Here is a 13,009-nt window from a genome sequence, read left to right on the forward strand (position 1 = left end):
GGTTTGCTTGCCTCAGCCCAGAGTGTTTGCTGCCCAGCCGGGGGCTATGTGCGGGAATTCCGGTGGCGGTTCGCGCTCGTGCAGCAGCCGAAGCACGCGCGGCGGCGTCAGTGGCAGCTGCTGCACCGGCTTGCCGATGGCGCGCGCCACCGCGCAGCCGATCGCCGCGCCCACGGCCAGGATTGGGACCTCACCGGCGCCCTTGGTGCCGAGAGGCCCCATCGACGGTGCGCCCTCATAGAGGTCGGCGGCGACCGGAATCACGTCCTGCGCCAACGGCAGGCGATAGGTCTCGAAATCGTCCTGCGCGATGCGTCCGTCGACGGTGAGCGTCACCTCCTCATGCAAGGCATAGCCCAGCCCCTGCACCACACCGCCCTGTATCTGGCCCAGGATGGCGCGCGGGTTGAGCGCGCGGCCGACATCTTGAACCACGCGATAGGCCAGCACCTCGACATGACCGGTGTCCGGATCGACCGCCACCTCGGCCTCGTGAACAACAAAGACGGGAATGTCGAGTGCATCGATGAAATGCCCCATCGCGCAGCCGGACATTGCCGGAGTGTTCCTGGCGGTAAAGGCTCCGCTTCCTGTAATCGGGCCGGTGGTGGCCTGCGCATGGGCGACGACAGCGGGGATCGACATGCCGGAACCGGGACGACCCGTGATCTCGACACGACCATCCCGCAGCACCAGGTCTTCCGGTCGGGTCTGGAGCATCTCGCCGGCGGTCCGCAGCAGCTTCTCCCGCACCTCTGCACAGGCGGCGATGCTCGCAGCACCAATGGACACGGTGGTGCGCCCACCGCCAACGCCGACATCGAGACCGGCGGCATCTGTATCGGCTTCGCGCACGATCACCTGGTCGGGAGCGAGGCCGAGCTGCCCAGCCACGATCTGCGGCAGGGATTGCACCATCGTGCCCGATCCGATCTCCACACCCGACGTGACCAGCGTTGCGCTGCCGTCGGCGTTCAAATTCACCGTCGCCGCCGAGGGTCCGACGAAAACGAACCATGTGCCGACCGTGGTCGCGATTCCATAGAGCCTGCCGTCGGCCTTCGCTTCCGATGTGCCGGTACTGGCACGCAACGCTTCCATACGATCGAGCATCGGACCCAGCACGTCGGCCTCGAAAACCTGGCCCGTGGCGCCGAGATCGCCATCTCCAAGGACATTTTGCTTCCGGAACTCCATTGGGTCGAAGCCCAGCGCATCGCAGATTTCGTCGGTGTGCCGCTCCAACGCGAATGTGTTGTAGACGCCGTTGCAAGCCCGGAAAGCGCCGTTGGGCGGTGTGTTGGTGTATACGGCGCGGCTGACGAGCCGCATTGCGCCAACCTTGTAATTGCCGCCCAGCGTGTGCGCCGTCATCGTCGTCAGGAAGACCTGTTCACCGCCATACGCACCGCAGTCCATCAGCACGACCGCCTCGCGCCCGGCAATGTATCCTTCTGGGGTGACCGCGGAGCGAATGCGGATTTCCGCGTTCTCGCGACAGAGGCAGGTTGCCATCTCTTCCTGCCGGGTGTTTTCCAGGACCACCGTGCGCCCGGTCATCCGCGCCAGAAGTGCCGTGATCGGCTCGATGGACGCATCGAATTTCAGGCCGAACCCGCCACCGACAGGGGGTACGGTGACCCGCACACGCCCGGGCGGAAGCTGCATGACCCTTCCGGTGACGTTGCGCACTGTCCAAGGCACCTGCGTCGAGGTCTGGATGTGAGCACGGCCGTCCTCCCAGGAGCCGATGGCAACGCGCGGTTCGAAGGGTACATGGCTCTGCCGGCCAACGGTGAAGCTGCTCTCGACGATGCGTATGTCGGGACGGGCGAAAGCAGCATCGACATCGCCGCGACTGGATTTTGCCTCCCATGCAATGTTGCCGGCGCGTGCACCGCCTTCCGTGATCACCTCATAGCCGCGCCAGCCTTCGTGGACGAGACGGGCGGCGGGCTGGAGCGCTTCGGCCATGGTGAACACCGGCGCCAGCGGCTCAACCTCGAGCACGATGGCGGCAAGTGCCGCTCGCGCCTGCTTCTCCGTCTCGGCGGCGATGACGGCGATTGGCTCGCCGTGATAGCGGATGGTGTCGATGGCCAAGAGCGGATGGTCGGCAATGCCGATGCCGTAGAGCCCTGGCGCATCGGCGCCGGTCGCCACCGCGCGCACGCCTGGACAGCGAAGTGCCGCCGAAACGTCGAGCTTGCGGATACGCCCCGCGGGAACGGTCGACCGCAGCAACACGGCATGCAACATGTCGGGGCGAATCCGGTCGTTGGTGTATTTCGTGCGCCCGCGGAGCTTGTCCTGCGCATCGCGGCGGGGAAGATTCATCACGGTGGCGGACAGCTCAGACATGGACGCCTCCCACCAACTGGCCAGCCTTCCGCGCTTGGTCGAGGCAGTCGGCCACGGTGTCGACGATCCGCTCATATCCCGTGCAGCGGCAGATGTTGCCGACCATCGCGGCTTTGATTTCGGGACGGCTCGCATGCGGATTGTCACGCACGAAGGCCGAAAGGCTCATGACCATTCCCGGAAAACACATGCCGCATTGCACGGCATCGGCCGCCTCGAAAGCCGCCTGGAGCGGGTGCAACGGGTGGTTTCCGGAACTCAATCCCTCGATGGTCGTCACCGCGCATCCCTGGACGAGTGCAATCGGCTTCAGGCAGGACGGCACCGCTTCGTCGTCGACATGCACCGTGCACGCGCCGCAAAAGCCTTCGCGGCAGACGGCTTTGGTCCCCGTCAGGAATCGTTCCTGCCGCAAGATGTCGACGAGCGGCGTCATCGGATCGCCATGAAAGCGGCAGTCCTCGCCATTCAGCTGGAATGTCACGGTCATGCCAGGCCCCCGGTCTTGAGAAGTGCCGCAACACCGCGCTTGACCAGCGGCGGAAGAACCTGGCGCCGGTACCAACCCTCCGCTTCCTTGCCGTCGCGGCCCTGAAAATCATTGTGCTCCAGTGCAAGCTCGGCGGCACGTTCCGGATCGAGGGCGGAGGCCGGGCCTGCCCTCATGGCCTGTTCGAGCGCCGTCCAGCGCCGCGCTACCGGCTCCACCGAGCCGACGGCAATGCGACATCGTTTGTCTTTGTCCATCGCGAGGGAGACGATGGCGACCGGATAGTCGCCGGCTTTCCTAAGCGGCAGGCGGATATGAGCACTTGCGACAAGGTCGCGGCGCAGATGAATTCTCGTTACGATCCCGTCGGTCAGCAGCGTATGCCTGTCTTTGAGGAAATCCGAAATACCGAGGAGTTTTGGGCCTTCGACCGTCTCCAGCTCCACCGTCGCCTCACAGACGAGAAGCGCAGGGACCAGATCGGCGGCGGCAAAATCGAGGGCACAAAGGTTGCCACCCACGGTGGCGACCCTTCGGATGCCGGGATTGGCCGCACCCTCCGCAGCGGCAACCACCCCTTCGAAGCCCGCTGCGCCGTACAACGCGCGGCCAAGGACTGCGTGGGTAACGGCTGCGCCGATCACGACATGGTCCGGTTCGATTTCGACCTTGGACAAGGCCGGTATTCGATGGAGTGCGACCACCGCCTCGGGAAGGTCGATCCCGCGTCGTGGATCACGCATCATCCAGGTGCCGCCGGCAAGCACCGCCGCACCTTGCCGGCGTGCGGCCATTGCCTCGTCAAGTGTGCTGGCTGCGGTGAACGATCGTTCCACGCTTGATGCCATCTGTCATACCCCTCGGAAGTAGCCGTCTTTTGCGGCGCTGCAGCATTGTTGCTCCAGCTTTAGGCTCCTGTGAAATAGTAATTCTTTGAATATCGTATCGAGAAAACAGATAACTCCATGCTAGCGCCCGCAAGGTTTGCGGCGCGCTCGTTGGTGCTCAAGCCCAGTGAGCGACCGTCCGCTTCTCAAAGCTCTCACGGAACTGGGCGGTGGTTTTGGGAAGGAGCTCACCAGTCTCCCAGTCGAGGATCACGGCATAGTGCCGAACCGCATCGAGCGTATCGATCTCGCCGGAGCGGTATTTGCGCGCGACCTCTTCAGGATCCATACGCGCCCAGTCCTTCCGTTTCGCCCGGATGTCGGCACGGCAGGCCTCGGTTGCCGCCTCGTCGATTTCGTACTGGCACAGGTCGCGGTCGATTTCGCGGATCACCACGCCGTAGTCAGTCTTGGCGCGCTCCAGAGAAACGTAGTCGTCGATCACGTCCTCCATCACCTTGCGGGGCTCGCGTTCCAGTGGATCGCCGAAACCCCCGCCGCCGGCCGTCGGACGAGCGAACTGGTCGCCTGTGTGGACGGAGTAATCGGAGAACACGGAGCCGAGCCAGATCTCGGTTTCTTCTCCGGCGCGCTTCATGGTCAAGCCGTGGGGCATCGACGGCAGGCCTCCTTCGACACCCCAGACGACAGCGCGCTCGCGGTCGCAAATATAGGACATGACGGCATTTTCGGCCTCAAGCAACAACGAGGTCTTCTGCACGCCGACGCCGCCCCGCCATTTGCCGGGACCGGCTGAATCCTGCTTGATCTGGAACTCGATCGTCCGAGTGGGATTCACCCGCTCGTTGCCTTCGTTGGGTTGCGACATCAAGCCCGTTCCGAAACAGGCGGTGGTGACATCGGCACCATCCTTGCCGTTGCGCCCGCCCCAGCCGCCGGGCAGCCATTCGTAGAACATGAAGATCGGCTTTTCGGGTTTGCGCGCGTCCCGTCCCCCGGCCAGCAGATATTCGAGGTTGAAAGCACAAGCGATAGCGCGTTCGGGCATGATCTTCGACCACATCTCGAAGATCGCGTTCATGATCTTTTCGAACGGCATCAGGAACCCGGTCACCGCCACCGGCCATTCCGCGCTGACGATGCTGTTCTTTGGCGCGGTCACCTCGATCATCCGGTAAAACCCGCTGTTGAGTGGAAGGTCCGGGAAGAAGGTCTTCATGCCGGCGACCACGGCCGAGAAGGTTGCCCCCGGCGCGGAATTGTACATCGAGGCAATGGTCGAATGGCTTCCCGTAAAATCGTAGTGGATCGTGTCGCCCTTGATCGTCATCTTGATGCGGATCGGGATCATGCCTTCGCCGGCACCGAGATCCCGATCGATGTAGTCGACCGTCTCCCAGGTGCCGTCGGGCAGGTCCGCGAGACGCTTTCGCACCGCACGTTCGACGTAGTCCTGGACCTCCTCCATACCGCGCATGACCTGGCCGCGGCCGTACTTCTTGACCAGCCGCAGCAGTTCGCGCTCGGCAGCCTGCGTCGCCTGCGCCTGGGAATGGATGTCACCGATGATCGATGCCGGATCGCGCGTGTTGGCCGCGATCATGTTGGCGACGTCGGAGCAGAAGCGGCCGCGCTGGAAAAGGCGCAGCGGCGTGATCCGCAGGCCTTCGCGGAACATGTCGCGGGCGGTGACGTCGAAGGAACCCGGCACCGAGCCGCCGAGATCCGACCAGTGTCCGTTCGACTGGGAGAAGCCGATCAGTTTGTCTTCGTCGAAAATCGGCCGGACGAGCCGAACATCGCTGAAATGCGTTCCGCCGGCATAAGGATCGTTGATTGCGTAGACGTCGCCGGGCGCCATATCGCCTTCGAAGACCCGGATCACCTCCTTGCAGGTGTTGTGAAGTGTACCGACATGGACCGCGATATCATAATTGCCCTGGGCGACGGAGTTGCCATCGGCGTCGTGCAGGGCGTTCGAAAAGTCTCGGTTGTAGATGACGAAGGAATAGCAGGTGCGAAGCATCTGTTCGGCCATCTGGTCGACGGTGGTGATGAAGGAGTTCTTCAGCACCTCGAACGTTACAGGATCGAGGCCAGGGCTCGTTTCAATCAGCTTTGTCATGTCTCAGCCTTTCGTAACGATGATAATGTTCAGGAAGCCATCGACGGTCGCGCTCATTCCCGGCGGAACCACGGTGGTGGAATCGAACTGTTCGACAATGGCAGGCCCCGTGAAGGCGGCGCCGGCGCTGAATTGGTCACGCTCGTACACGGCTGCATCATGAGATACGCCGTCGAACCAGACACTGCGGCGGCCGGCCGGCCGTGGCTCATGCGGCGAGACTTCGTGCCGCGGTATCTCGGCTTTCGGGACGATGCCGATCGCCTTGACTGCGATGCGGAAGATCGACACCGGCGCCTCTTCGCGGCGGTAGTTGAACTCGCGTTCGTGCTCGTTGTGGAACGCCTCGATCAGCGAGCAGATGCTCTCGATCTGCGCCGGCGCCGACACCGCAAGCGAGCGCCACTGGCCCTGGTACATCATCTCGACCGTACGCTGCAGCGCCATGTCTTCCTGCGCCACGCCCTCATGGGCCAGGCGCTCAACGGCCTGTTTTTCCATTTGAACAAAGGCTGTCTGCATCTCGGCAGGCGAGACAGTCGAAGCATCGGCCATGAAGCTTTCTGAGAAATCGTGCTGCACGTCGACGAGAAGGCAGCCGAGCGCGGAGGTGACGCCGGGATTGGGCGGCACAATCACGGTTGGAATCGAAAGCTCCTTCGCCACGGCCGCTCCGTGCAATGCGCCTGCACCGCCGAATGCGACGAGTGCAAAATCGCGTGGATCATAGCCTCGGCTGATGGAGAGAAGCCGGACGGCATTGCCCATATTGGCGTTGGCGACGGCGATGATCGCCTCGGCCGCCTGGTGGAGTTCCATGCCGAAGGGTGCCGCCACCGTCTCCTGCACCGCCTGGGCGGCCAAAGCGGGGTCGAGCGTGATCTTGCCGCCCGCAAGGCTGGTGCCGAGACGACCGAGCACGACATTGGCATCGGTGTTGGTGGCGGTGCGATTGCCATTCTTGTAGCAGGCCGGGCCTGGAAAGGCGCCGGCGGACTGCGGTCCGTTGCGCAAGCTGCCGCCTTCGTCCTGCCATGCCAACGACCCGCCGCCCGCACCGATGGTCAGCACCTCGATGGAGGGGAAGCGGATCGGATATCCAAATTCGATGTACCAGTCTTTCGTGATGCGCGACTCCCCGTTCCATGCGAGCGAGACGTCGGTGCTGGTGCCGCCCATGTCGAAGCCGATCGAGTTCAGGAAGCCGCAGAGATTTCCAATGAAGCGGCTTGCGATCGCGCCGGCTGCGATGCCCGATCCTGCGAGCCGGGCTGAAAAATCCTTGACGCTCGCGGGTGTCATGACCCCGCCACCGCTGTGCAGCAACAGGAGATCTCGCTTGTATCCGGCGGCGGCCAGCTTTTCTCCGAGACGCGACACGTAGTCGACGACGACCGGCGCGCAGACGGCGTTCGCCATGGTGGTGGAAAAACGTTCGTGCTCGAAGATTTCCGGCATGACCTCCGAGGAGATCGAGACCGGCAGATCCGGCATGGCCTCCTTCAGGATCTCACGCATGCGGCGCTCGTTGGCGCCGTTGACATAGGAGTTCATGAAGCAGACGGCGATGGACTTGACCTGCCGTTTCTTGAGAATGTCCGCGACGCGGCGCGCGGCCTCTTCGTCCAGCGCTTCCAGGATCGTGCCCTCGGCACTGACCCGTTCGCGGACGGTCAGCCGGTCGCGGCGTGGGATATAGGGCTTGGCGACATCCTTGTAGGTGTCCCAGAGGTCTTCCTTGTTGGCGCGACGGATCTCGACAACGTCGCGGAAACCCTCGGTGCAGACCATTGCGGTGCGTGGCAGGCGGCGGGTGATCAACGCATTGGTGGCGACCGTCGTGCCGTGAGAGAACATCGTCACCTGGGAAAGATCGATGCGGCCCTGCTCCACGCCGTTCATGATGGCCCGCATGGGATCGTCAGGCGTGGAGGCGGTCTTTTCGATGCGGATCGCACCGCTGTCTTCGTCCATGATGCAGATGTCGGTGAAGGTCCCTCCGACATCGACGGCAACTCTAATTCGGCTCATGACAGTTCCTTCGCGGGTCTTTGCGGGCAAGGCTCGGCTTTCGCCGCCCCTTGCCGGGGCGACGTCGCAATAGATTGTGGACTTGGCTCGGATTTCGTCGGGTCTAACTCTTTGTTTTGGCGCAATTCCGGACGGAAAACCGCTTCACACTTTTCCTGGAATTGCTCTAGTGCCGCTCTCTTGAGGTTGAAGCGCGGCCTGCCCGGTTCGCTGCTTCGCGACGTGTATCGGTCGGTGCGCAGCCGAATCGCGTCCGGTAGTGCTTGCAGAACTGAGACTGGTCAGCAAAGCCCCAGCGGTAAGCGATCTCGGCAACGCTGCTGATGTTGGTCACCGACATCAGCTCCTCGGCGCAAAGTTCCAGCCGGGCGTCGCGGATGAAGCCGTTGATCGACTTGTTGCTGTCCTGAAAAAGAACCTGCAGGTAACGCAGGGAGATGCCGCAGGCATCGGCCACCGCCTGCGGGCCGAGGCCGGAACTCTTCAGATTGTCGCGAATATACTGCTCGGCGCGATGCAAATGGCCGGCTCGGATCGACGAGATGCTGCTGTCCAACACGCGATCGTCGCTCACGATCGACAGGCACAGCATTTCCAGTATGTGCCTGCCCATCATCTCACGAGCGACTTCAGTGATCTCATCGAGATGGCCGATCGTGGTTCGCACCGTGTCGAGGAAGAGCGCGGCGATGCCTTGGGTCGCGTCGAAACTGAGCGCGCTGAGCCGTTCGGCGGATCCGATCCGCGCCCGAACGCTCGCTGACGGCACCTTCAGGACCCACAGCGCGTTTGGCTTGCCGTGCCAGAATTCGTAGGGTGCATCTCCCCTCTCAACGAGGAAGCCCCCGGACTGCAATTGACGGTTCTCGACCCTTGCGAGAAATTCACCTCCGACATCTCCGGGATGGTGATGAGCAGGCTGGCGTCACGCTCGTTGAGGAAGTGGCGGCGATGGCGGCGATAGCTCACGGCATCGCAGCGCATTTTGGACACGCTGACGAGCCCGAGAGAGAAGGTTTCCAACGTGCCTGAAAATTCACGACGGTTCCGATACTCGGTGTCGAGCGGAAAATAGGCTTCGGTAACAGCGGCTTGCCAGGCATCACCGCCGGCGGGACCGCCGATCGAATCGACGACGTATTTCATTCCCCGACCTTTCTGGTTGGCCCCCGGTTAGCCCGGTGTTTTTCTGAAGATTACAGGAATCCGCCCCCGCGTATTGGTCAAAAACGAATAAACTTATGTGGTCGTTGGCAGCTGGCTCGCTTTCCCATGCCGGAACGGGGTTCGATTTCCCTCAGAGCAGTTCACCGTTTCGTGGAAACTATGAACTGCTCTAACTCTTTGTTTTGACGCAATTCCCAAGGGAAAGCGCTATGCGCTTTTCCCGGGAAAACCGTTCACACTTTTCCTGGAATTGCTCTAGCCTGTCGCTGTTCGATCGGACAGCCGCTAGTACTTGCTTGCAAGCGCGCAGTTTCGCGGGCGTGCGCGCAATTTATCGAAGCGGCATCGCCACCGGCCGCATCGGCGTTCCCGTGGCGCCGCGCAGCTTGATGCAGGCACCAAAAAAGGCAAACTCATAGACCTTTTCCGCCGCCAGTTCCTCCAGCTGGGCCATTTCCAAGATGGGAACGCCGGCTTCGGCCAGGAGATAGGTGTGAACGGGGAAGAAATTCTCCTGATGTGCCGAAGGTGTTTGTTCCAGTGTCAGATTGTCGGCGCCGATCATGATCACGCCGTGCTTGGCGAGATACTCGGCGCCTTCGCGATTGAGCCCCGGCGTGTTGCTGGCGAACACCTTGTCGGGCCATAGCAGCATCTGGCCCGTGCGCAGCAGAACGACATCACCAGGCTTGATCGACAGGCCCTGTTTCTTCAGGCAACCCTCGATATCGGCCTTGCCGATCGGATGGCTCGGCGGCAACGTATCGACGCCGTGGAGAGCCGCGACATCCAGCAGAATGCCACGCGCAAAAATCGGCGGATATTTTTCCGGTCCGCATTTTTGCCAGGCGCGGCTGCCGAGATGGTCGCGCGCGGTAAACCCGTTGAATATCTCGCCATTGTAGCCGAAATGGTTGAAGGTATCGATGTGGGTCCCACAATGGGTGTACATCGATATCGCATCGCCGGAATAGCCGACGAGCTTGTTGGCTTCGGGGGTGACACCCATGGCGTTGGCAACGATCTCACCCTGCGGCGTGTGCGTCATCCAGATCTGATATGGCTGATCGCCGGCACCGAACCAGCCGGGCATGCCGATGAAATGATCCACTGACAGATCGAACACCTTGGATGGATCGGTGCGGCTCATGATGGCCGAGCGGGACTTGGCATCGATAAGGTTCAGCATGCCGATCTCGTCGTCGCTGCCGTAGGGACTCTTGGTGACCTTATGGAATTCGGCATTGTAGGCAATGATCTTGCTTTTCATCGCCTCGTCGACATAACACGCCATGCACATTGCTGTTCTCCTTGTTTTTCAGTTGGGAAACCCGACCAAGGGCTTCCATATTCATCTGGACGGCAGCGCTATTCGCCGCGAATGACCGCTTCGGCACAAAGCGCCACCGACAGCAGCTGCTCGTCGCGCGCGGGCAGCGCCGACAGCAGGAAGCCGACAGGCATGCCGGCCTCGCCCGTGCCGCAAGGTATGGAAACCCCGCACCAGTCCAGGAAATTGCCGAGCAGCGTGTTGCGGAGCGTGCGCATGTTGGTTTTGACGAAGAGGTCGTCATCGGTTTTCAGCGGCTCGATCGGCGGCGCCACGTGGACGACGGTCGGAAAGGCGATCAGCGCCCCGGCATCGACAAGCCGAGCGACCTCCCCGATCAGGCGGGTGCGCGCATTGATGATCTGGAGATAGTCGACAAGCGTGATCTTGGCGCCGAGCCGCGTTCGTGTCACCACGCGCGGATCCATGTCGGCGGCCTCCGGGCCGGAAAGCCGGCTCTGATGCAAGGCATAGGCTTCCGCCGTCACCAGCGCGCCATGCTTGGCCGTCAGATCCAGAATCTCATTGAAGGCGGGAATGGCAAACCGCACGATCTTGACGCCTGCCTTGGCAAGGCGGGTGATTGCCGCCTCGAACGCATCCGAAACACCGGACTGGACATCGTCGAACACCACATTCTGCGGGATCACGATGGTCAGGCCCTGGAGGGAACCGTGGGTTATCGAGGGCGCTGACAGGCCGCGCATGGCGGCATCGATCCAGACGGCATCCCGCACCGTCCGGCAGAGCGGCCCCAGCGCGTCGAGGCTCCGCGCCAGCGGAAAGACGCCGCGCATCGAGTAGCGCCCGCGGGTGGCCTTGTATCCGACAATGCCGTTGAAGGCGGCAGGGATGCGCACCGAGCCGCCGGTGTCGGTTCCGATCGAGACCGGAACCAGACCGGCTGCGACAGCAACGCCAGAGCCCGACGAAGAGCCACCCGGAATACGCGGCACATCCGTACTTCTGGGGTTCTTCGGTGTGCCGTAGTGGGGATTGATACCGAGCCCCGAAAACGCAAACTCACTCATATTGACGCGGCCGGTGGCAACCATGCCGGCCGCCTTCAAATGCGAGACCACGTCGGCATCGTCGAGTGCCGGCGCGTCATGGGCAAGAACCTTGGAGCCCGCCGTCGTTGCCAGGCCGGCGATGTCGAACAAGTCCTTCCAGGCAACCGGAATGCCGTCGAGAAGGCCAAGTGAGCGACCATCCCTGATCCGGCGCGAGGCAGCGCCCGCCTCGCTCATTGCCCGGTCGCGCAACAGGCTGATGAAAACGGCCGTATCGGCATGGGCGGCAATTGCGTCGAACGTCGCTTCGGCCACCTCGATCGGGTCAACCGAACCGGACTGGATCATCACCGAGAGTTGGGCAACAGACAGGGAGTTCAGTTTTTTTGTGATGGCTATGCTTCCTTTTCTGGGGGTGTTCTCAGGCCGCGACAAATTGCATCCAGCGGCGCACGAGATAATTGTGTTCGTCCATGGTGGTGTTCCAGACTGCAATGGAATTGGCACGTTGCCAGTAAGAGCCGCCGCTTCTGACCGCTCCCGCCTTGACCCGAAGCAATCCATCCGGCCCCGGAAGGTCGTTCGCCGCCGGCAATCCCTGGTACCAGTAGTCCCATTCGGCAGGCGTCATGTGCGCCCGGGACCGTTCGGGCGTCGACATGTAGTAGCCCTGGCGCGCAACCACGGCGCCTGGCCATCCCGACAGCCACCAGTTCAGATATTCGTAAGCCGCGTCCAGCATGCGTCCGTTCAGCCGCTTGGACAGGCATAGCCCGCCGTGCCACGCGCGGTAGCCCTCCACCGGATTTGCCAGCTCCACGGGAACGCCGCGCAGGTCCAGCTTGCTGATGCCGAGCGACCACATGCTTTCGATGACGGCGTCACCGCAGGTCATCAGATCGGCGGCATCTTCGGCGGATCTCCAGAACCCCTTGAAGAATCCGGATTTCTTGCGCGCCTCCAGAATATCCATCAGTCTGTCGATTTCCTCGACCGACATGTTGCCGAGATTTTTGAAGGTCATCAGGCCCGCCGCCTGGGCTGCGAGCGCCGCGTCGAAAATGCCGATCGCCGGCTCGTTGACCAGCGCCGCATGGCCGTGAAATCCCTCGTCCAGCAGCGCTGCCCACGAGGTCATCCGCGCAGAGTTTTTGTTTATAACCTCGGGACTGTAGGCAAAGCTGTCGAAATTGTGGGTCGTCGGCAGCATGGAAATCCAGCGCGACGGCTTTTCGTCCAGGGCAAGGTTCGGTTGTACGAAAAGCTTGGTGACCGGGGCATCGCCCTGGCCGATCCGCGCGTTCGGACCGATGCGCCCCGTTTTGGTCAGATCGGTGATTTCATCCCAGAGGCCGATCCGATCGATATCGATCGGCTGCACCGCCCGCCAGTACCAGACGATATCGAGATTGTGAAAACATTGGTCGTAGATATCATAGGTGTCCGGTTCCAGCGCCGCCTTGTGCTGCGCCGTCATGAAATCCTGATTGTCGAATTCGATATCCATGCCGAGATCGCGCTCGGCGCCGAGCCGCAGTTCCTCCAGCAGGGAAATTGCCGTGCCGAGAATGCGAAGCTTCGGCCGGCCCTGCGTGTGAACCGCGGGCGACGACAGTGCCGATGGCTTGTTGTGCTTGTTCATGT

8 protein-coding genes and 1 pseudogene are annotated in these 13,009 nt (G+C 62.2%); all 9 read right to left on the reverse strand.

The features are described from left to right. Positions 1–12 precede the first annotated feature (12 nt). The 9 genes and pseudogenes from HB777_21760 to HB777_21800 all read right to left on the reverse strand — a co-directional run bounded on the left by HB777_21760 (position 13) and on the right by HB777_21800 (position 13,007). Complete coding sequence (locus HB777_21760; GenBank protein ID QND66281.1) at positions 13–2,361, reverse strand: xanthine dehydrogenase family protein molybdopterin-binding subunit; 2,349 nt, start codon at positions 2,359–2,361, stop codon at positions 13–15. Then, positions 2,354–2,851 (reverse strand): (2Fe-2S)-binding protein, encoded by a 498-nt coding sequence (locus tag HB777_21765; protein ID QND66282.1) that lies wholly within the window; start codon positions 2,849–2,851, stop codon positions 2,354–2,356. The genes HB777_21760 and HB777_21765 overlap by 8 nt, the downstream gene beginning before the upstream one ends. Beyond that, positions 2,848–3,699, reverse strand: coding sequence for a molybdopterin dehydrogenase (locus tag HB777_21770; GenBank protein QND66283.1), 852 nt, complete (start codon positions 3,697–3,699; stop codon positions 2,848–2,850). The genes HB777_21765 and HB777_21770 overlap by 4 nt, the downstream gene beginning before the upstream one ends. Before the next feature lie 157 nt (positions 3,700–3,856). Continuing rightward, positions 3,857–5,824: a hydantoinase B/oxoprolinase family protein gene (locus tag HB777_21775; protein QND66284.1), complete on the reverse strand. Its 1,968-nt coding sequence runs from the start codon at positions 5,822–5,824 to the stop codon at positions 3,857–3,859. A gap of 3 nt (positions 5,825–5,827) precedes the next feature. Further along, on the reverse strand, positions 5,828–7,855 hold the full coding sequence (locus HB777_21780; protein QND66285.1) for a hydantoinase/oxoprolinase family protein: 2,028 nt from the start codon (positions 7,853–7,855) through the stop codon (positions 5,828–5,830). Between the two features lie 166 nt (positions 7,856–8,021). Beyond that, positions 8,022–9,001 (reverse strand): annotated as a pseudogene (locus tag HB777_21785) (helix-turn-helix domain-containing protein). A 352-nt stretch (positions 9,002–9,353) separates the two neighbouring features. Beyond that, positions 9,354–10,322, reverse strand: a complete 969-nt coding sequence (locus tag HB777_21790) for a cyclase family protein (protein QND66286.1) — start codon at positions 10,320–10,322, stop codon at positions 9,354–9,356. Between the two features lie 68 nt (positions 10,323–10,390). Then, positions 10,391–11,758, reverse strand: a complete 1,368-nt coding sequence (locus tag HB777_21795; GenBank protein QND68862.1) for an amidase — start codon at positions 11,756–11,758, stop codon at positions 10,391–10,393. A 28-nt stretch (positions 11,759–11,786) separates the two neighbouring features. Next, the gene (locus HB777_21800; GenBank protein QND66287.1) at positions 11,787–13,007 is read right to left on the reverse strand and encodes an extracellular solute-binding protein; all 1,221 of its coding nucleotides are present in this window, start codon (positions 13,005–13,007) and stop codon (positions 11,787–11,789) included. Positions 13,008–13,009: the final 2 nt, after the last annotated feature.

It is taken from the genome of Mesorhizobium loti, from assembly GCA_014189435.1.
Classification (GTDB): Bacteria; Pseudomonadota; Alphaproteobacteria; order Rhizobiales; family Rhizobiaceae; genus Mesorhizobium; species Mesorhizobium loti_G.